Origin of the sequence: Ornithinibacillus xuwenensis (assembly GCF_039614845.1) — a bacterium.
Taxonomy (GTDB): domain Bacteria; phylum Bacillota; class Bacilli; order Bacillales; family Amphibacillaceae; genus Ornithinibacillus; species Ornithinibacillus xuwenensis.
Genome location: NZ_JBDIML010000003.1, coordinates 22,187 through 43,295, shown reverse-complemented (window position 1 = coordinate 43,295; position 21,109 = coordinate 22,187). Strand labels below are relative to the sequence as shown.

General features: G+C 36.4%; 20 protein-coding genes, 1 riboswitch and 2 other annotated features. Of the genes, 12 read left to right on the top strand and 8 right to left on the bottom strand.

Annotated features, from left to right (window positions below; all coding sequences use genetic code 11):
• Positions 1-2 precede the first annotated feature (2 nt).
• From ABC228_RS09480 to ABC228_RS09465, 4 genes are all read right to left on the bottom strand, one after another.
• Complete coding sequence (locus tag ABC228_RS09480; RefSeq protein ID WP_345824896.1) at positions 3-1,571, bottom strand: ABC transporter ATP-binding protein; 1,569 nt, start codon at positions 1,569-1,571, stop codon at positions 3-5.
• The gene (locus ABC228_RS09475; RefSeq protein WP_345824895.1) at positions 1,552-2,157 is read right to left on the bottom strand and encodes an ECF transporter S component; all 606 of its coding nucleotides are present in this window, start codon (positions 2,155-2,157) and stop codon (positions 1,552-1,554) included. Before ABC228_RS09475 ends, ABC228_RS09480 begins: the two co-directional genes overlap by 20 nt.
• Positions 2,158-2,219: 62 nt before the next feature.
• A complete protein-coding gene (locus ABC228_RS09470) occupies positions 2,220-2,810 on the bottom strand; it encodes a YkoF family thiamine/hydroxymethylpyrimidine-binding protein (RefSeq protein ID WP_345824894.1) in 591 nt (196 codons plus the stop codon).
• A 97-nt stretch (positions 2,811-2,907) separates the two neighbouring features.
• A riboswitch (TPP riboswitch) is annotated at positions 2,908-3,011 on the bottom strand.
• Between the two features lie 74 nt (positions 3,012-3,085).
• Positions 3,086-3,427: a DUF4363 family protein gene (locus ABC228_RS09465; RefSeq protein ID WP_345824893.1), complete on the bottom strand. Its 342-nt coding sequence runs from the start codon at positions 3,425-3,427 to the stop codon at positions 3,086-3,088.
• Between the two features lie 87 nt (positions 3,428-3,514).
• Here ABC228_RS09465 and ABC228_RS09460 point away from each other — a divergent pair, with 87 nt between their 5' ends.
• Positions 3,515-4,375: a DUF421 domain-containing protein gene (locus ABC228_RS09460; RefSeq protein WP_345824892.1), complete on the top strand. Its 861-nt coding sequence runs from the start codon at positions 3,515-3,517 to the stop codon at positions 4,373-4,375.
• A 21-nt stretch (positions 4,376-4,396) separates the two neighbouring features.
• On the top strand, positions 4,397-4,849 hold the full coding sequence (locus ABC228_RS09455; protein WP_345824891.1) for a hypothetical protein: 453 nt from the start codon (positions 4,397-4,399) through the stop codon (positions 4,847-4,849).
• Between the two features lie 46 nt (positions 4,850-4,895).
• On the opposite strand, the gene ABC228_RS09450 is transcribed toward ABC228_RS09455, so the two are convergent.
• The gene (locus ABC228_RS09450; protein ID WP_345824890.1) at positions 4,896-5,762 is read right to left on the bottom strand and encodes an MBL fold metallo-hydrolase; all 867 of its coding nucleotides are present in this window, start codon (positions 5,760-5,762) and stop codon (positions 4,896-4,898) included.
• Positions 5,759-7,180 (bottom strand): Na+/H+ antiporter NhaC, encoded by a 1,422-nt coding sequence (gene nhaC / locus ABC228_RS09445; protein ID WP_345824889.1) that lies wholly within the window; start codon positions 7,178-7,180, stop codon positions 5,759-5,761. The genes ABC228_RS09450 and nhaC overlap by 4 nt, the downstream gene beginning before the upstream one ends.
• Positions 7,181-7,229: 49 nt before the next feature.
• Positions 7,230-7,423, bottom strand: a binding site (T-box leader).
• A 55-nt stretch (positions 7,424-7,478) separates the two neighbouring features.
• Positions 7,479-7,672, bottom strand: a binding site (T-box leader).
• Positions 7,673-7,838: 166 nt separating this feature from the next.
• On the opposite strand from nhaC, the gene ABC228_RS09440 reads away from it, so the two are divergent.
• Positions 7,839-9,080, top strand: a complete 1,242-nt coding sequence (locus tag ABC228_RS09440; RefSeq protein ID WP_345824888.1) for an EAL and HDOD domain-containing protein — start codon at positions 7,839-7,841, stop codon at positions 9,078-9,080.
• A gap of 78 nt (positions 9,081-9,158) precedes the next feature.
• Here the strand turns inward: ABC228_RS09440 and ABC228_RS09435 are convergent, their stop codons facing one another.
• Positions 9,159-9,323, bottom strand: a complete 165-nt coding sequence (locus tag ABC228_RS09435; RefSeq protein ID WP_345824887.1) for a hypothetical protein — start codon at positions 9,321-9,323, stop codon at positions 9,159-9,161.
• A 166-nt stretch (positions 9,324-9,489) separates the two neighbouring features.
• Between ABC228_RS09435 and ABC228_RS09430 the strand changes: the two genes are divergently transcribed.
• The 3 genes from ABC228_RS09430 to ABC228_RS09420 all read left to right on the top strand — a co-directional run bounded on the left by ABC228_RS09430 (position 9,490) and on the right by ABC228_RS09420 (position 13,540).
• A complete protein-coding gene (locus ABC228_RS09430) occupies positions 9,490-11,223 on the top strand; it encodes a C40 family peptidase (protein ID WP_345824886.1) in 1,734 nt (577 codons plus the stop codon).
• A 473-nt stretch (positions 11,224-11,696) separates the two neighbouring features.
• The gene (locus ABC228_RS09425) at positions 11,697-12,578 is read left to right on the top strand and encodes a serine/threonine-protein kinase (RefSeq protein WP_345824885.1); all 882 of its coding nucleotides are present in this window, start codon (positions 11,697-11,699) and stop codon (positions 12,576-12,578) included.
• Positions 12,579-12,610: 32 nt separating this feature from the next.
• Complete coding sequence (locus tag ABC228_RS09420; protein WP_427902229.1) at positions 12,611-13,540, top strand: aminoglycoside phosphotransferase family protein; 930 nt, start codon at positions 12,611-12,613, stop codon at positions 13,538-13,540.
• 32 nt (positions 13,541-13,572) lie between these two features.
• Here ABC228_RS09420 and ABC228_RS09415 read toward each other — a convergent pair whose 3' ends face one another.
• A complete protein-coding gene (locus ABC228_RS09415; RefSeq protein ID WP_345824884.1) occupies positions 13,573-15,159 on the bottom strand; it encodes a peptide chain release factor 3 in 1,587 nt (528 codons plus the stop codon).
• 243 nt (positions 15,160-15,402) lie between these two features.
• Here ABC228_RS09415 and ABC228_RS09410 point away from each other — a divergent pair, with 243 nt between their 5' ends.
• The 6 genes from ABC228_RS09410 (at position 15,403) to ABC228_RS09385 (ending at position 21,043) form a co-directional block, all read left to right on the top strand.
• Complete coding sequence (locus ABC228_RS09410; RefSeq protein WP_345824883.1) at positions 15,403-15,738, top strand: ArsR/SmtB family transcription factor; 336 nt, start codon at positions 15,403-15,405, stop codon at positions 15,736-15,738.
• Between the two features lie 24 nt (positions 15,739-15,762).
• Positions 15,763-17,052, top strand: coding sequence for an arsenic transporter (locus ABC228_RS09405; RefSeq protein WP_345825507.1), 1,290 nt, complete (start codon positions 15,763-15,765; stop codon positions 17,050-17,052).
• 15 nt (positions 17,053-17,067) lie between these two features.
• Complete coding sequence (arsC, locus tag ABC228_RS09400; protein WP_345824882.1) at positions 17,068-17,487, top strand: arsenate reductase (thioredoxin); 420 nt, start codon at positions 17,068-17,070, stop codon at positions 17,485-17,487.
• Positions 17,488-17,743: 256 nt separating this feature from the next.
• Complete coding sequence (locus tag ABC228_RS09395) at positions 17,744-18,649, top strand: hydroxymethylglutaryl-CoA lyase (RefSeq protein ID WP_345824881.1); 906 nt, start codon at positions 17,744-17,746, stop codon at positions 18,647-18,649.
• A 122-nt stretch (positions 18,650-18,771) separates the two neighbouring features.
• Positions 18,772-19,368 (top strand): helix-turn-helix domain-containing protein, encoded by a 597-nt coding sequence (locus ABC228_RS09390; RefSeq protein WP_345824880.1) that lies wholly within the window; start codon positions 18,772-18,774, stop codon positions 19,366-19,368.
• A gap of 394 nt (positions 19,369-19,762) precedes the next feature.
• A complete protein-coding gene (locus tag ABC228_RS09385; protein WP_345824879.1) occupies positions 19,763-21,043 on the top strand; it encodes an L-lactate MFS transporter in 1,281 nt (426 codons plus the stop codon).
• The last annotated feature ends 66 nt before the right edge of the window (positions 21,044-21,109 follow it).

Here is a 21,109-nt window from a genome sequence, read left to right as displayed (position 1 = left end):
GTTCACCTCCCCAATTTGTTTTGTGTTCGTATTCGATAAGGTAATCGGAGTCTGGCACGCTTCATTAAATCTGTTTTTCTCCAAAGTGCACTTGGACTCCCAGAGAATGCAACCTTGTGATTTTGTAATACAAGGATTGTGTCTGATAAATCAGCCAATTCCATATCATGTGTGATGATTATAATGGTTGTGCCGTTATCCCTGAGCATCACAAGAGTCTTTATGAGTTCATGGGTTGTATCTGCATCCTGCCCAAAGGTAGGTTCATCCAATAATAAAAGCTTTGGTGATTCGCTTAACATGGTTGCAACACTTACTCTTCTTTTTTGTCCACCACTTAATGAAAATGGATTATGATATTTGTGTCGTAGTAAACCAAATTGACTTAATAATGCAGTAGTGCGCGCTTTGATTTCTGCTTGATGATAGCCATTTAGCTTCATGCCAAAGGTAAGCTCGTCATACACTGTGTCGGTTATAAATTGATGTTCAGGATTTTGAAACACGAAACCGATATTTGCTCGTAGTTCTTTTTCATTCCAATTTTCAATTTCTTTTCCTTGAAAAGAAATCGTACCTCGATCCGGTGTTATCAGCCCAGCCATAAGCTGAAGTAGAGTTGATTTACCCGCACCATTTTCTCCGACAATAGTTACAAATTCACCTTCAGGGATATTTAAAGTAATGTCACTTAGGATTGTGGATTTCTTTCGTCTGAAGGAAAGATTTCCAATCGAAAGTAACACCGGCTTGTTTGTTGGGCGGGAGTCTGCTTTCACTGTCAATGGATTAAGATAGGGCTTGGGAAGCCAAACTCCTTCTTGTTTTAATCGTGGTATTTTTTCTGGAAAAATTTTATCTGGTTTATCATTTGCTATGATTTGTCCATTCTTATTAAGAACTAGTAATCGATCAACAATAAAAAGCCAGTCATCAATTTGGTGGTCGATAATAAGTATGGATAGTTTTTTTTCTTCCTTAATTTCTCGTATCAAATCAATAAATTCAATTCGTGATACTGGATCAAGATTTGCAGTTGGCTCATCAAATATGATTAGGTTTGGATCGAGAAGAAGCACTGCTGCAAGCGCAATTTTTTGTTTTTCTCCACCTGATAATTCATGTAATCTCTTATGCTTATTGTTAGTCATTCCAACCAAATGGAGAACCTCTAAAATGCGCTTAGGCATTTCAGAGGATGGGATGTTCAAATTTTCCAATGTAAAGGCTAGTTCGTCTTCAACCGTTATCATACAAAACTGGCTCTCTGGATCTTGAAAGACTATCCCGATATGTTGCTGTAATTCTCCTGTTGCGTAATCAGAAATATGTTTATCTTTAAAGTAAATATTTCCTGTAGAATTACCTTCAACTGCTTCAGGATATAAGCCATTTAAGCATAGTGCGAGACTGCTTTTTCCAGATCCACTAGCACCTATTAACATCGACATCTCATTGTGGTATAACGAAAAGCTAAGATCTTGAAGTACTTGGTTATCGTTAAGCGATTCATAGCTAAACGAGTAGTTTTCTACTTGAAGTAACGATTTGTTAAGCTGCTGGATGCTCACGCTTCTTTTGCAGCTCCTTTCCTAATGCATAACCACGTAGTACACCTGTTTTCGCAAGCTGATCGCCAAGCCATTTACCAAGAATTCCAGCTAGAAGTGCACCACTAATGATTCGGATGATAAGTGATGCTAGGATAATCCATGCTCCCATGGCAATAATACCAGATGCATATAAGTGATAGATGAAACTTACACTAGCAGCTAACATACCCGATAATATTAAAATTGGTAATGTATAATTACGCCATTTTGTTATTGCAAAGGCTAATTCAGCTCCCGCACCTTGTATCATCCCTGTAAGTATAAGTGTAGGACCAGCTGTACTTCCAATAAGTACCTCTACAACAGCGGCGATAACTTCTGCAGTAAAAGCAATACCAGGTTTTCGGATGATATAGGCTGCTAATATAGAAACAATAAACCAAATACCGAAAATAAATTCATAACCTAGTGGTCCTAATCCAAACGGGGTTAAGAATGTAGTGATTCCTTGCCCAACAAAGAAAAATAATAGATAGATAACGCCAAATACAACGCCTAGTATAGACATGAGAACAATTTCTTTTAATTTCCAATGCTTTGTCATATAAAATCCTCCTTTATGCCGCATATAATTGGCATTAATACCTCACTAAATGAAGGGTCAAGTTATTTAGTTGAGGGACTATTTGCAGAAATCGTAAATGTCATGGTGACATGAGAAACTTTGCTTTGTACATTTTCAAACGCCTCTTCCATTGTACGAAAAATATCATTTACATCTCCGTCGAGGCGGGTAGCATAATGGCTTCCACTTACTTTAACACCTTGGGATTGAGATAAATCGATTTGTTCATAAATCGTGTCCATATAATCCTCTCTACCCATAGGATATAGCGCAAATTTACAGCTGGCCTGCTGACGAATACTTTGGGAATTCTGTTGGTTTAACACAACGTCAGTTTCACTCATTAATACATCACCGCTTGAATCACCTGGACATCCGATGGAATATGTACCACTCATAGCAGCATGCTCTCCTGTTTTGGCTGCATGTAAAAATATAGCTCTTGTTACATCGAAAACATGAACCAACTTTCCACGAATACATGTAGAAACGTCATCTGTATCCTTCCAAACCTTAGAAGTATCAACTTCCTTTAGTGCTGTTAGAATAATAGTTGCAAAATTATCGCTCATCGGAAAAAGTGTAAACTGACATCCTGCAATTCTACTATCTCCACATCTCATACGCATCATAATTCCTCCTATAAAAAATTAATATAACAAAAAAACTGCACTCCCTTGGGAATGCAGTAACAAAAGTATGTACCTCAAAAAACAATAGAAAAAACACATACAGTGTACTACACTTCCCCACGCTAGTATTATCTAGATCGGGTAAATAAGGGTCAGGCAATGCCTTCTCAGCCACGTAAAGCAGCTCCCCTAGTGTTTACGGATATGCAGTTATGTTACAGAAATACTATAAACAATCATTTCAAATTTGTAAAGGGAGTCATTATACCTAATTGTTACATCGAATAAATTCCTTCAAGGTACCCTTTTATTGTTGCAAGCTCAAGTAATGCCTGTAACTTGTCCTCTTGGTCAACTGCGGGTTTTAGTCGCTCTAGGCTTTCATGAAGCCCCTCATATTCACCTTCGTCACCTAGTAATTGAAGCTTCCATAGTGTTTCTTCATATATTTTGATAAGCTCATCCATTTGTAATTTTGTTTCTTCCCAATCTGTATGTGATATCGAATCCTCTAAAGCATTTATCTGATTAAAAAATATTTCTCCACCTATTGGTTGTCCACAACCTGAAAAAAGTAATGAAAGAAAGATAATTAGAAGGTATGGTTTTTTATACATAAGCATTCTCCTATTTTGTATGTTATTTCTAGATTGTCCAATACTATAAAATGCTTACATAATTTTACTTCAAGGGGAAATGAAGAAGTGTCTGAATACCTAATAACCATAATTCGTTCCGTAATTGCATTTTTGTTATTACTCCTAATGGCTCGAGTGATGGGTAAGAAGCAAATATCCCATTTAACATTTTTCGATTATTGTGTGGGAATCACCATCGGGTCAATTGCATCCAGTATGGCAGTGGATCAAAATATTAAAATATCAAATGGTTTAATGGCGCTTTTAGTATGGGGGCTTTTTCCAATCGTATTGGGTTATATCGGATTAAAATCAAAACTATTTTTACAAATTACGGATGGAAAATCAGATATGGTCATTGAAAATGGAAAAATTCTTGAAAAAAATCTAATGAAAAACCAATTAGCTATTAAAGAATTAATGCTGTTACTACGGGAGCAGGGAGTGTTTAACGTGCAGGATGTTGAAATGGCAGTATTTGAAACAAATGGGCAACTCAGTATATTAAAAAAGTCTGAGGAACAGCCAGTGACTCCCCGTATTCTTCAAACACCTGTAGAAAGGGATCACGGCCCAACTATCATCATTTCTGACGGGCACGTAATGAAAAATAGTTTGAAAAAACTAGGATATACCAAGGAGTGGCTATTAGGAGAAATACAAGCACAGGGAGCTCTCACGTTTCAAGATGTGTTCCTTGCGCAGGTTGATTCAAAGGGAAATGTTTATGTGGATTTGTACAGTGATGACCTCAAGAAAGAGGTGGTTCAACAGCGTCCTTTAGTTGGTTCAACATTAAAAAAATTGCAGGCTGATTTTGAAAGCTTTGCATTACAAACGGATAATCCTGCTGCAAAGGAAATGTATACGGAGCAAGCCGAGAAGCTACAAAAGGTACTCGATAACATAACAGACTATTTAAAGTAACGTTTCGATGGAGGGATTTGTATGAAGAATTGGTTTGGGGTAATTGTGTTCATCTTGTTTTTTTCTCTAGTAAGATTAGATGTCCTTGCACTAGAAGAAACAACAACGAAATATTTTGGTGTCGGAGCAACTGTAGAAGAAGTAGAGCAAGCAACGTTTACTGTTAAAACCGATGGAGAACAAGTAGGGGAAGGCTTTGTATATTCACCTGAATCCAATAAAGCAGATGGAGAAATTCGTTGTCAATTGGATTTACAAGGGAAAGGTACAGTTTATATAAAAATGGAAGAAATTGATAAACAAGGAAATCTGCTTTCTGAACATAAAACCCAGAATCTTCATCTAACAAATGATTGGCAACCATATGAGTTAACAGCCAAACTAAGCAAATCATCAGCTCATCTCGATATATTTGTAATTACAAGCAGTAAACAGAATACAGAATTTCAATTTCGTGAACTTCGTGTTCATTAACAAAAGGCGATAAGTACATTCTTATCGCCTTCATTAGTTAATCCTTTTAGATACAGATTTCCTGCCTTTCTTCTGCAATAAAGAATCCTCTGGATTCGATTTGTTTTTTGGAAGCGCCATCCGGATGAATTACTGGATTCGAATGGTTTAGATGTGTAAAGATTATTTTCGTCTTGCTTGCAACCTCTTGAAGTAAATCCATTGTTTCCGTTATAGGTGGATGAGGTATATCTTGAAGGTCACGTCCAATTTTCTCTAAGTCCTTAGGAGAATAAAAAGTTCCATCTAATAGACATATATCCGCCTCTTTTGCAAGGGAAACAATATCAAGATTCCAATCTTTCCATCGGTCGATATCAGGGATATAGAGTACGCTCTTAGTCGGTCCATCAATCCAATAGCCGAAGGTTTCAGAGAATTCATTTCGATGCGGTACAAGTAATGGTTTTATAGATAATGACTTTGATAGCTTTACTGATTCCTTATGGTGTATTTCCCTAACGACAATATTCTCATCGTTATGCAATTGCTTCCAAGGTGCTTGTTCCAACAATAGTTTTTTTATCTGGGTTCCAGCGTACACGGGAATACTTTTCGTATTAATTGCTTCTTTACCTAAAAACAATAGACCAGGAAGATGCCCCATATGTGCATGTGTTAGAAAGATGCTGCGCATCATTTCACCTGCTAAATGATACTTTAATTGAAGTAACCTTAATTGTTCCTTTATATCTGGCGTGGCATCAATAAGATGCCAGGCTCCTTCATCTGGTATGATAATTGCTATTGATGCAGCTAAACGTTTGAAATCTTGGTCTTGCATGGCAAGTCTGCAATTTTCACAAAAACAATTTGGATGGGGAATACCCCCATCTTGGGCTGTTCCAATAATGGAAAGTATGACGTTACTCATATTACTTGTTCTCCTTTTAACGACGAATCAACATGTTCCTTTTCGTAATGTCTGCGAGTAATAGTCCATCCAGTAAAGCCGAAAATTAAATTAATAAGTGGAACCAGAAATACAAAGAAAGCGTAAGGAATAAACTCGATTGGGCTAATATCAAACAGCCCTGATACAAATACTGCTGGCACTCCCCATGGCACTAAGTTTATTCCAACAGTTCCTGCAGCTTCTACAGCACGAGAAAGATTAATTGTATCAATACTCATGGCTTTATATTTTTGAACGAAGGTTCTTGCTGGTAACATAATGGCTAATAATTGTGCACCAGTTGCGAATGCTACTAAGAAGGTCGATAGAATAGTAGAAGCTATTAGTGATCCCGTCGATTTTACATTTGCCATGATCTTTTTCGTTAATATATGAAACGCACCTGTTGATTCAAGTAGCCCACCAAGCGCAGTTGCAAGAATTACTAATGCAATAGTTTCAAGCATTGAAGTTAATCCACCATGGTTTAACAACGAATCAATCGTTGGGATTCCAGATTCTGCTGTGAACCCACTTGTCATGACGTTAATGATGGCTGTGACTGAAGAATCTTGTATAACGATTGCTAATAACGCACCAAGTAAACTCACTGAAATCAATGCTGGAATTGCAGGAGTCTTTTTTATCATTAAGATAATAGTTAAAATCGGCATAAGTAGCAATAAAGGGTGGATTACAAAGAGTTCATCCAATCCAGATTTAATGTCGCTTATTGTATTAGCATTAGCAGTGCCACTATGGGAGCCTGACATTCCAACGACCCCAAAAATGATAATCGATAATAAAAAGGCGGGAATCGTATCCCAAAGCATATGTTTTACATGACTAAACAGGTCTGTCTCTGCCATTGCTGGTGCAATATTAGTCGTATCGGAAACGGGAGACAACTTGTCACCAAAGAAAGCACCCGAAATAATTGCACCTACAACGATGCCAGCAGGGAATCCAAGTCCTTCTCCAATAACCATAAATGCTAATCCAATTGTAGCAATGGCAGTAAAAGAACTACCAAGTGTCACCGCAACGATACCAGTAACTAATGCGACTATTGGCAAGAAAATTTCTGGTTGAATAATTGATAATCCGTAGAAAATGATTGTTGGGATGACACCACTTGCAATCCAGGATCCAATGATCGTACCAATAATCAGTAAAATAAAGATTGCTGGCAATGCACGACTGACACCATTAACCATCATCGTTTGAGCATCTTGCCATTTTCGGTCACAAATTACAGCAACGAAAGCTGCTACAATAATTCCAAAAATAAGTGGAAAGTGCATACCTGCTTTCCAAACGAAAACCGAAAAAGAGGCTGCTACAATAATTGTCACAATTGGTAATAATGCTAGGCTAACTGACATTTCCTTTTTCATCTATAAGTCCCCCAATTTTTTAGAAAATAAAAAGAGCCTCCATCCCTAAAAAAGGGACGGAAGCTCCGCGGTACCACCCTAGTTAGCAGATTACTCTGCTCGCTTGTATTAGATAACGGCCAAAGCCGGATAAATTCAGCTCCCTATTTGTACTTCGCCATGCATCTTGCCTGATTCGCACCAATCATCAGGTCTCTGATTTCAAGAATTGCCATAACTACTATAATAGTTCCTTGCTTTTTGATTATGAAATTGTACTTTACGTAAAGTTAATAAAAAAAGAGCTTCCATCCCTAAAAAAAGGGACGGAAGCTCCGCGGTACCACCCTAGTTAGCAGATTACTCTGCTCGCTTGTATTAGATAACGGCCTAAACCGGATAAATCTGCTCCCTAACTGTAATTCACTATACATCTTGCCTGATTTGCACCATCCATCAGGTCTCTAGCTTTCAAGAATTGTATTAGCTACTATGAAAGTTCAACGCATTTCCTTCATGAAGTTAAAACAAATAGTAGAACATAGAATTGATATTGTCAATAGGAAAATTTGTCGAAAATGTTAGGTGTATAGTAAAAAATATTTATTTTTTTCGATTAAATTCGACCAATGTATGGTATTATTTTACTATATCTATTAAAAAAAGAGGTGGAACAATCTTGGAGGTATTTGTAGCAAGACAACCTATACTGACGAAAAAGCAAGAGGTTTTCGCCTATGAGTTACTATACCGTAATAATAAGCAAGATAATAAGTTTAGTCATACAGACATAGACCAAGCCACCTCAGAAGTAATAAACAGTTTCTTGCAGATTGGTATTGAAGAACTTTCAGAAGGCAAACCATGTTTTATTAACTTTACAGAAAAAATATTAGCCAATTCTATTCCAACTTTTATTCAACCTGAAAGTATGGTAATAGAAATTTTAGAAGGTGTAAATCCAACTGATAAAGTTATTGAGAATTGTAGTTTATTAAAGGCACAAGGCTATAAAATTGCGTTGGATGATTTTGAAATGAAGGTAGGAAACCCTAACTTTCATCTGCTACTTGAATTAGCAGATATAATAAAAATTGATATTCAAAAAACCGCTCGTGATGAGCAAATAAGAATTATGAGGGAATTAAAAAAATATGATCTAATTTACCTAGCGGAAAAGGTGGAGACAAGGGAAGAGTTCAAGCAATGTCTACAAGACGGATACACCTATTTCCAAGGGTATTTTTTCAGTAAGCCCGTTATTCTTTCAACCAATGATTATCCGGTTCAAAATCACAGTGTTTTCGTTGTGATTTCGGAATTAACAAAGCGTGAACCTGATATTGAAAAAATTGCTAAAATTATTGAAGCGGATGTTTCTTTATCCTATAAGCTTCTACGATTATTAAATTCACCGTCCATTGGACTTGTCTATAAAATCAAATCCATAAAGCAGGCAATTGTATTGCTTGGTTTGATCGAATTGAGAAAATGGTTTTATGTACTGTCAATTCGTGAAACCTTAGCAAGCTCAGGTGATGCACCGGATGAAATAATTAAACTGTGTTTAACTCGGGCGAAGGCAAATGAAATGATTTCACAGCATATTGGAAGAGATGAGGATAGTTCTAGCTTCTTCTTAACAGGTTTACTGTCATTAGTTGAAACTATTTTCAAGCAACCACTCGAGAATATATTAAAAAAATTACCGCTTGATCGAGAAATTAAGGATACTTTACGTGGAAAGGACACTTCCTTAAATCCTGTATTGAAATTGGTTTATGCAGCAGAACGAGCGGATTGGAAAAGTATCGATTCCCATACAAAAGAGATTGGCATTGATCAAAAAGTCTTTTTTGATTTACACCATGCGTCCAGAAAATGGGCAAAAGATGTTTTAGATGGGTCAGATCTTTTCTAATAAAAAGCTGTATTCTTTAAAAAACTTTGTCGAACATAATCGACAAAGTTTTTTGCTTTACTTTAATTTTATTTCATTTTATTCATCGTTTTCATGCTTCCAATACGTATCTTGGCCACTGATTGGACATTCAGGGAAGTTTTCTCCCTTATTCATACTTGCTTTTTTCCCAGATTGGCATATATAGGCCCCTGCTTTTGGGACACCTTGACCTGTTCGGTATTCACGATATTTGTTCTCCATCTTGACACCTCCAGTAAATAGTGTTTCCTGATGCCTACCCATTAATCTCATAAAATCTTTCGAATGAAGAATCCATAAACCCATCTCAAGAAGTAATAGCTTTGTATACTTTACATCTAATTTATGAAAACTATGGGTAGTAAAGGCTATGGAGGTACAGTAAATAATGTATAGGTATTATAGACATGAATTAAGAAAAACTGACAACGGTGACTCTTATGAGCTATATATTTATTTGGATGATCATAGGATGGAATTTGCTAATGAATTAGGGACAAAACCAGAGGAGAATACAGGTTTTGTTACTTCCGTTAAGCAAATGGTCAAGGAAAACTACCCTAGGATAAAAGTATCTGTTGTCAAAGTAGTAATTGGTGGATTGGCAATTACTTCCTTTCCTCTAATTGGTGGTAATATAAGTACCGCAAAAGCAGAGGAGGTTAAACAACCAGTAGCAACACAAGTTGCAGATTCAAGTTCAATCTATTATCAAGTATCAGTTGGAGACACACTTTGGGGAATCAGTAACAAGTTTCACACAACGGTTGCTAATCTAAAACAAGCTAATCACCTAACTTCTGATGCGTTAAGGCTTCAGCAAAAGCTGATTATTCCGCAGGCTTTCCATACTATAGAAAAAGGGGATTATTTATCTGTGCTTGCAAGAGAATATGATGTCACAGTGGATGCCATTAAAGCAGCAAATGGAATGACAAGTGACCTTGTAAGCCTCGGTCAAGTACTAACTATTCCTACCATCATACAAGGAATCACTACCACTAACGACGCACCTATAGAATCCAACTACACGGTTGTGGCTGGAGATAGCTTATGGGGTATTGCTAATCGCTACAATACGACGGTAACTGCATTAAAACTTATAAACAATTTAACATCAGACACACTGCGTATAGGACAGATGTTACGAATTCCTTCAGGAAATGCAGTGGCTGATACAAGTGAAGAGCAGGTTCCAGCAGCAAATATGGAGTATAAAGTAGTTGCAGGAGACAGCTTATGGTCTATTGCACAACGTTACGGTGTTCATGTTGATGCAATTAGAAGTTCAAATAATTTAGATTCAGATAATTTACGTATTGGACAGAAACTTATTATTTCCAAAGAGGAATCAAGTACAGTCTCACCATCACAAACAGTAGTTAATTCAAGTCATACAGTGACCTCTGGAGATACGCTATACAGTATTGCCAAACGATATAACGTGACGGTTGAACAATTAAAATCTGCTAATCAACTTACAAGTAATACAATTTCCTTAGGCCAAGTATTGAAAATTCCAAGTAAAGTAGAAACAGTCAACGAAAGCTTAGAAGATAACACTAATACTAACGCAACGCTTCAGACAATCCAACGTAAGCTACAGATATTGGGTTATTATGCCGTTCCTACCATTACAGGTAGCTATGATAATGCTACTACGGCTGCCATAAAGGATTTTCAAGCTGACTATGGGCTTTCTATTACTGGAAAAACAGATACAGCTACGAATATGGCAATTGAACATGCAGTTGTAAAGCGAGAATTAGTCAAGGATACGAGAAATTATTTAGGTGTACCATACCAATGGGGAGGGACGTCGCCATCTGGTTTCGACTGTTCCGGTTTTGTTTATTATATGTTTACAAAGCATGGTGTCAATATGGAGAGAAATACTTCATCTGGTCTATACACTCAGGGGAAGGCAATAGCTACAAATAACCTACAACCAGGCGATCTAGTGTTTTATTCCATCAATGCGTCAGGCTCTATTACTCATGTGGGATTTTATATTGGAGATAATCAATGGATATCAGCAACAAATTCCAAGGGGATTGCGATTTATACAATGGATAATCCTTATTGGTCGAAATATTATGTAGGGGCTAAAAGAGTTTATTGATTGTATAAATTGGCAGCAGCTAATAAATTCAGTTGACACACAGAATTTTAATTCTGTGTGTTTTTCTATTTGAGGATTATTAAAATCAGATTCTTTAACCTCCTCTTTTTATTAGAAATATAATGGACGAATCAAATTAATCATATTTGAATTTATTCACTTGTTGGTAACCAGAGAGAGTTATTCATAAATCGCAGTTTAAATTTGTTTTCTTGTACAATTAACCTAATTTTTTGTGATAGAATATTATAAGAATTTTTTTAAAAGGGAGACTTTTTATGAATCCTAAAAATAATCTCTTTATCCCTGGTGGATTATTCATCGGAACAGGCGTTGGAATAGCTATGGGGAATACTGTAGCGGAGCTAATGATGGATTAGGTAGTGGATTCGTTTTTACTACGTTAGTTCATTTAATTGGTCGAAAAGAAAAACAATAAATACAAAGTTGAATTCTATAAATGGGGGAATTTAATGAATAAGCGATATTCACTAAATCAAATATCATTTCAACTAAAAGAGGACCACAATTTTGAATGGATTAGCCATTATGGAAAAGTATTTTGTGTCTATGATCAACAGGATTCTGGAAATATAAGCTTTGGCATTGAGAAAAATGGAGTCAAGCGATTTTTAAAGTATGCAGGTGCTAAAACTATCAATGGTTCTGTTGAGCCAGATATCGCTATTGCTAATTTAAGGCGCTCTATATCCTTATATGAAGACCTAAGGCATCCATATTTAGTTAATTTAATTGATCATTTTGAATTAGAATCAGGGTATGCGTTATTATTCGAATGGTTTGAGGGAGAGTCCTTGCATAACCATTGGGTTTATCCACCACCTCATAAATACAATCATCCTGATTCTCCATTCTTTCGTTTCAAGCAATTGCCAGTTGAAAAACGTATTCAGTCACTCAATCATATTTTTGAGTTTCATGTTCAAATGGAGAGAAAGAGCTATGTTGCAGTAGATTTTTACGATGGAAGTATTCTATATGATTTTATTAGAAATGATACAAGGGTTTGTGATATTGATTTGTATCAGAGAAAACCATTTCAAAATCCAATGGGTCGTCTTTGGGGATCATCACGGTTTATGTCACCTGAAGAGTTCGAATTAGGTGCTGTGATAGATGAGAAAACAAATGTATTTAATATGGGAGCCATAGCATTTGGATTATTAGGAGGCGAGTTGGATCGTTCTCTTACGAAATGGGATGCAGGTGAAGTATTATATGATATTGTGAAAAAAGCTGTTGAAGTTGGGAGAGATAATCGTTATGCTTCAGTCGAAGAATTTTATTCTAGGTGGAAAGCAGCACTAAATAGTACATATGGAGAAGCTTTATAATAGTTTTTTTCTAGTTTGAAGAGAGGAGGTTGATTAATATTATCTCCATTATAAACAAACACTCTGAAATTTTGATGAATGCCACTAAGGTGAATAAATTATCAAAAGGGTATTCAACTGATCAAAAATATATCGTACATGCAAATGGAAATAAATATTTATTACGTGTGGGAGCAAGTGCAGATTATAAAAAGAAACAACAGGAGTTTCATACATTAAAAGGACTACAGAACCTACGTGTAAGATGTCCGAAGCCTTATGAAATAAAAAATATCGAAACACAAAATATTAGCTATACGATATACGCTTATATAGATGGCAAAGATGCGAAAGAAATCATTCATACCTTTTCCGACAAAGAACAGTATCATCTTGGTATCGATGCTGGTAAGGAACTTTATAAGCTTCATCAATATGCAGAAATCCCTTCAGTAGAAGCTTGGGAGAGTAGAATTTTAAAAAAACATTATCAATATCTTCAGGCGTTTCAGTCCTGTGGAATTAAGATTAAGCAGGTTGAGAAGATAATTGATTTCATTGAGGAAAATAAACAATATTTAATAGAACGTCCCAATAGGTTGCAACACGATGACTTTCACCTTGGAAACATTATTTTAAGTGATAGAAAATTTTCCGGAGTAATCGATTTTGATAATTTGGACTGGGGTGATCCAATTCATGATTTTGTTAAAGTGGGCTTATTTGTTCGAGGAGAAAGTATACCATTTTCTATAGGACAAGTTCATGGATATTATAACTTTCAAGTTCCCGAAAGCTTTTGGAGGTTATATTCGATTTACATGGCGATGGTTATTTTTTCATCAGTCGTGTGGACAATTCGATTTGTACCAGACCAATTGGATGAAATGATGGAACGCTTAAATGTAATTCTTGAGGATCATCAATATTTTGAATTATGGAAGCCTCTATGGTATCAAGAAAAAATGGAATGGAGCTCATAATCGGACTTCCGAATAGAGCTCCATCTTTTATTCTATTTCACTTGGTCATAGGAATTAACTTCAAACAGATCAATTAGTTCAATATCTTTATGATTATCCTTGAACCAGTTTAAAGCAAATTCATTGCGGAATAGGACGAGGTAATTATCGTCTCTATCTCGTACTAGTATATTTCTATCGTCAAAGAGAGCTTCATTTACTTGCTCTCTTTTTAACCATCGAGGGATACGCTCTCCAATTGTTTCAAACAATACCTCAACATTATATTCATTCTCCATACGGTATTTAAATACTTCATATTGAAGTTCACCAACAGCTCCTAGAATATAGGATTCAGTTCGTTTATCCTTAAATAATTGGATTGCTCCTTCTTGAACCAGCTGTTCGATTCCCTTTTTAAATTGTTTAGACTTCATGACGTTTTTGGCCATTACTTTTTTGAATACTTCTGGTGGAAATTTAGGAAGTTCATCAAATTCATAATTTGCTTTACCCTCTAGTAAGGTATCACCGATTTGGTAGGCATTCGGATCATAGATACCAATAATGTCTCCTGCGTATGCTTCATCAATCGTATCGCGTGAAGATGCTACTATTTGTTGTGACTGTGATAATTTAAACACCTTGCCAGTTCTAGATAGTTTAACGCTCATTCCACGTTCAAATTTTCCAGAGCATATCCGAATAAACGCAATTCTATCTCGATGTGCAGGGTTCATATTAGCTTGGATTTTAAAGATGAATCCTGAGAAGTCTTGATTGCTCGGTTCAATTATTCCCTCAGTTGATTTTCTTGGCTGAGGAGAGGGTGCTAATGAAATAAAGCTGTCAAAGAAATCGTGTACACCAAATGGAGCTAAAGCACTTCCGAAGAATACTGGAGTTTGTTCCCCCTTTAATACTGCTTCAAGGGAGAATGAATCCCCAGCCTCATCTAATAATGCAAGCTCGTCTTTGGCAGATTCAAATTCTGCTTTTGAAACCATATCTTGATGTTCAGGACTAGTTAATTCGGTGTATGGGATATGTGTTTCCTCTTCATTCCCATTGAATTTAATAAATTGCTCATTTTGACGGTCAAATATTCCAAGGAATCGTTTTCCCATCCCAACCGGCCAATTCATTGGATACGTCTCGATTTCAAGAACTTCTTCAATCTCTTCCAGAAGTTCTAGTGGTTCTTTTCCCTCACGGTCAAGCTTATTAATAAATGTGAAAATCGGAATGCCTCGCATGCGACAAACTTTAAATAATTTTAATGTCTGCGCTTCAATTCCTTTTACTGCATCAATAATCATCACAACACTATCTACAGCTGTAAGTGTACGATACGTGTCTTCACTAAAGTCTTCGTGACCAGGAGTATCTAAAATGTTGACTTGAAAATTTTTATATGGAAAATTCATCACACTAGAAGTTACCGATATACCGCGTTGTTTTTCAATTTCCATCCAGTCAGATGTAGCAAACTTTCCTGATTTTTTTCCTTTTACAGTTCCAGCCGACCGTATTAAATTACCGTAAAGTAACAATTTCTCTGTTAATGTGGTTTTCCCAGCATCAGGGTGGGAAATGATTGCAAATGTTTTTCTTTTTATAACTTCTTCTTTAATAGTCATTAGTAATTCCCTTTCCATTATGATCGATTAATAGGTTGATATAAATTAGGAAATAGCGATTTACATTGGCTAACGCCCCTTTAAATTCTGTTCATGATGAAATCTAACAATACTTGCGTTACACCTTATCTATCATACTATATTCGATGACTGATTGCATAAGTTCCGTATATTTATTGAATATATAAGTAAATTATTATAAACTTATATGGTCTTTAGATGGAGGTTGAGGAGATTATGGAAATGAAAAAGGATCTAAACCAAGCTGCAATTGTTTTAAAGCTGCTAGGGGATAAAACAAGATTAACGATGATGAAAATTTTAGATTTTCATGATTGTTGTGTTTGTGAATTTGTTGAAATATTTAAGATGAGCCAACCCTCTATTAGCCAGCATCTGCGAAAGCTCAGAGATGTTGGACTAGTAAAAGAAGAAAGAAGAGGGCAGTGGATTTTCTATTCTATGAATAAGGAAAATCACTATTATGAATTTATTCAACCACTCTTAGAACAATTGCCTAGTCAGAACTATCAGATAGAGCGGCTTGAAAAGGATGGTAAGCGAATTGTTTGTTGTTAGGAGGAATTGGTTTTGTCAGGTTTAATGACCGTACTCGCTTTTATTATATTTATAGCTACTTTAATTCTTGTTATATGGCAGCCTAAGGGACTGTCAATCGGATGGTCTGCAGTTGGTGGTGCACTTACAGCACTTCTAGTTGGCGTTGTAAGCTTTCAGGATGTTATTGAGGTAACAGGGATTGTATGGAATGCAACACTGGCTTTTATTGCTATTATTCTTATATCACTAATATTAGATGAGATTGGTTTCTTTGAATGGGCATCACTGCACATGGCGCAGGCCGCTAATGGAAATGGAATAAGGATGTTTATTTTAGTTAGTATTCTAGGTGCAATAGTTGCTGCATTTTTTGCCAATGATGGTGCAGCGCTCATTTTAACACCAATTGTTCTTGCTATGGTTAGAAATTTAAACTTTGAGGAAAAGATGGTTTTTCCATTTATTATGGCAAGTGGCTTTATTGCAGATACGACTTCTTTACCACTTGTGGTAAGTAATTTGGTGAATATAGTTTCTGCAGATTATTTTAACATTGGATTTGTAGAGTATGCCTCTAGAATGGTTATTCCAAACCTCTTTTCGCTAGCGGCTACTATTGTTGTGTTACTCATTTATTTTCGTAAGAGTATTCCAAGAAGTTACGATCTTACGCAATTAAAGGAACCAAAGGAAGCTATACGAGACGAAAAAATGTTTCGGATTTCATGGTATGTATTAACCATTTTATTAATTGGTTATTTTGTAAGTGAATTTATTCATTTGCCGGTATCGATTGTGGCAGGATTTATTGCAATCTTCTTTGTCATGCTGGGAAGGTCAAGTAAAATCGTTGATACGAAAGCAGTATTAAAAGGCGCACCATGGAATATTGTCTTTTTCTCGATTGGTATGTATGTCGTCGTATTTGGTCTTCGTAATGCAGGGTTAACGGACGTGCTCTCTACAGTTATACAAGCCGCTGCTGAGCAGGGATTATTTGTTGCAACTATTGCAATGGGATTTATCGCGGCAATCCTTTCTTCCATTATGAATAACATGCCGACTGTGATGATAGATGCAATTGCGATAGCAGATACGAATACTACAGGGGTTATCCGTGAAGCACTTGTCTATGCTAATGTTATAGGCTCTGATTTAGGACCTAAAATAACTCCAATTGGATCTTTAGCAACATTATTATGGCTTCATGTATTATCCCAAAAAGGTGTGAAGATATCTTGGGGAACATACTTTAAAACGGGAATTATTTTAACCATACCTATCTTGTTTATCACACTAATTGGTCTTTTTCTAACTTTATTGATAGTTTAAAAAAGGAGAATTTATATGGCGAAAAAAACTATTTATTTTTTGTGTACAGGTAACTCTTGTAGAAGTCAAATGGCAGAAGGATGGGCTAAAGAATATCTTGGTGAGGACTGGGAAGTAAAGAGTGCAGGAATTGAAGCACATGGACTGAATCCAAATGCAGTAAAAGCAATGAAAGAGGTAGGTGTTGACATTGCAGACCAGTCATCTGATATTATCGACCCAGAAATATTAAACAATGCCACGTTCGCAATAACCCTATGTGGAGATGCTAAGGACAAATGCCCAGTTACACCACCACATGTTAAACGAGACCATTGGGGGTTCGATGATCCAGCAAAGGCACAAGGGACGGAAGATGAGAAATGGCAAGTATTTCAACGAGTTCGTGATGAAATTGGTGAACGGATTAGAAGATTTGCTGAAACAGGAAAATAAAGGAGCCTATTTAATCTCAGGGTAATCATATACCTTGAGATTTTTTTTGTAAGTAATTTTCTAATAGTTGACAATACTGTGTCGATTACTATAAACTGAATTCAACAAAGTTGAATAAAAGGATACAAAATTGAATAAGCTTTACTGAAACCGTTTTAGTTGTAATCGCATAGTTTATGGTAAGTCAATTTTATGAAGATATTAAATGAGTTGTAGTAATGATCGTGAACGTACCCAATTATAAAGGAGGGATAGCGTGGGTAATTGGCCGAGTTTTGTACAATTAAAAGAAGTTGGTCCACGTGATGGTTTGCAGAATGAAAAGCAATTTATATCTACCGAAGACAAAATAGCTTGGATTGATATGCTCTCTAATACTGGTGTACGAGAAATTGAATATTCATCATTTGTCAATCCGAAATGGATCCCAGCCTTAGCAGATGCGAAGGAAGTAGGAAAGCGGATTAAACGAAATCCCAATGTGTTATATTCAGCACTAGTACCGAACATGAAAGGACTTGAAAATGCACTTGAAGCTGGAATTGATGGTGCTTCTGTATTCATGTCTGCTAGTGAAACCCATAATCAAAAAAATATAAACAAAGCGATAGATGATACTTACCCTATATTAAAAGAAGTGATTAAAGAAGCAAAACAGGAAGGAAAAAAGGTTACAGGATATGTATCAACTGTATTTGATTGTCCTTATGAAGGACCTATCTCACCTGAGGAGGTAATTCGTGTATGTGAACAGTTAATGGAATATGGCGTAGACGATATTTCATTAGGAGATACCATCGGCTCAGCGGTTCCCTCTCAAGTAGAATTACTGTTAAATACTATTCTTAAACGAATGCCAAGCGAGAGGATTTTCATGCATTTCCATGATACAAGGGGAATGGCAATAGCCAATATCATGACTTCCTTACAATATGGAATTAATCGTTTTGATACATCAATCGGAGGGTTAGGTGGATGTCCTTATGCTCCAGGTGCAGCAGGAAATGTTGCAACAAATGATGTTCTTTACTTATTGCATGGTTTAGGTGTGACAACTGACATACAAGATAAAAGAATACAAGATGCATCTATCTTCATTCAAAATAAACTCGGAAAAAAACTTCCTAGTAGATCGTTTGCATATGTAGAAAGCACCGCGTAACAAAACGGAGCGTGAATTATGATTCACGTTCCGTTTTGTAATTTCTTACAGAATTAACTTATCATTCTAAACTCCTAACATCTTGACGTTTATATTTTATGTAAACTATTATTAAAGAAACATTGACGTCACCAAATAAGGGGAGATTTACCATTAATCTAGAAAATATCGGAAAAAAGGTTAAGGAAATGCGCTTGCGCAAAAAATTAACGCAACAGCAGGTAGCAGATGCTTCAGGTGTATCCAAGAGCATGCTTTCAAAGATTGAGAATGGACAAACGGCCTCTGCGATTGCGACATTGTCCAAAATAAGCGAAACCCTAGAAGTCCCTCTCTCCTGGTTATTGGATGAACGAATGGAACAGGATTTAGTATTACTACCAAAGGATAGCAGAAGAGCAAGAATTGGCGATGAAAATATGGGATATTCCTACGAGTTACTGGCTAATCGTTCAACGCTCACCGGGATCGAGCCTACCATTGTTCATGTAACACCAAAGAATCTGAATTTACGGGAGGAATCCTATACCCATTCACAGGATGAATTTATTTATGTGTTAGAGGGATCTATCTACTTATTCTACGATGGGAAGAAATATTTCATGGAAAAAGGGGATAGTGCATGCTTTCAAGGCTCTAAGCCGCATCTGTTTATTCCAGTTGATGATAAAGAGGCACAAGTGTTGACTTTTTTTATTGATAATCCTTTATCAAGTTAATAGGCTTTTTTTATTTTTAGTCTTGTACACGGTGTATAAGGCTTTTTTAATGAAGTTCAAGATCGTAATAAATAATCATAATTGAATTGCAATCGATTTCATGATACGATAAAAGACAGAATTTATGGAAAATAATAAATATAATTTGGTGGATCATACCCCGATGTTAATAATCTAGTATTTAAAAGATAGATTTAGTGGAGTCTTACTTAAATGCAAGGAAATACTAAGCCACACCCTAAGTCTAACTATAATCGCTATACATAAAGATGTTGTTGATACTTGTACAATAATAAAACCTATCATCTCTGTGTTTGCTTTCTTGAAGCAATATATCCTTTCTTTAGTAAAGTCCCTAGGACTTACTATATAAAAGATTAGAAGGAGGATTTTTATGGAGAAGGTAAAAAATAGGTGGTTAATTGCTGCTTCAGCAGTTGGTATTCACCTATCTATTGGTTCTGCATACGCATGGAGTGTGTTTACCAATCCGATGATTGATGAATACGGCTGGTCTCAGACACAGGTTTCTACTGCTTTTAGTATAGCTATTTTCTTCCTAGGTTTTTCAGCAGCTTTTATGGGGCGATTTGTTGAAAAGGGTGGACCAAGAAAGTCTGGAATGCTTGCCGGATTATGCTTTGGACTCGGGGTTGTTGGCTCGGGATTAGCAACGGCATTGGAATCATTACCACTATTATATCTTTCTTATGGAATCATTGGTGGGGTTGGATTAGGTATTGGTTATATTGCTCCAGTTTCAACACTTGTTAAATGGTTTCCAGATCGCCGTGGGTTAGCAACAGGGCTTGCAATCATGGGATTTGGTTTTGCCGCTATGGTAAGCAGTCCAGCAATTAAAGCATTGATTGATGGAGTCGGAATATCAAATACGTTTTATATTCTAGGAACTATCTACTTTATTGTCATGACTGCTTCAGCCCAATATCTAGCACCTCCACCAGAGGGGTGGGCTCCAAAAGGATTCACGGAAAAGCAGGAGACTGGTAAAAGTAAAATAAAACCAGACTTATCTCAGCTTACAGCAAATGAAGCAATTAAAACCAGACGTTTTTGGATGTTATGGTTTATGCTATTTATTAATGTAACTTGTGGTATTGCAATTCTAGCAGTTGCATCGCCAATGGCAGAGGAAATAGCAGGTATGACTGCATTTGCTGCGGCAGCTATGGTAGGACTATTAGGCTTATTCAATGGAGGAGGAAGGATTGGCTGGGCATCATTAAGTGATTACATAGGTCGTCCTAATGTTTATTCAGCCTTCTTTGTAATCCAGGTAGTGGCATTTGCCGTTTTACCATTTGCATCTAATCCACTTTTATTTCAACTATTATTATTTGCTATTCTCACATGCTACGGTGGAGGGTTTGCTTCTATTCCTGCCTATATTGGCGACTTATTTGGCACCAAACAGCTTGGAGCAATACATGGATATATTTTAACAGCATGGGCAATGGCAGGCGTTGTGGGTCCTATTCTATTATCATTAATCTATGATAATACGAACAGTTACACACTTACGATGACAATTTTTACCGTTATGTTTGCTCTAGCCCTAGGAATTTCGCTTTGGATTCGTGTAGACATTAAACGACTTCGTGGTGAACAGGAAAAAACTGCTATGCAACATGCAACTGCTGCTGCAACGAAATAGAATAAGAGGTTAATAAGAAGGGGTCTGCTCCGATGAGGGTTAGGCCCTTAAGGTATATTGATTAAA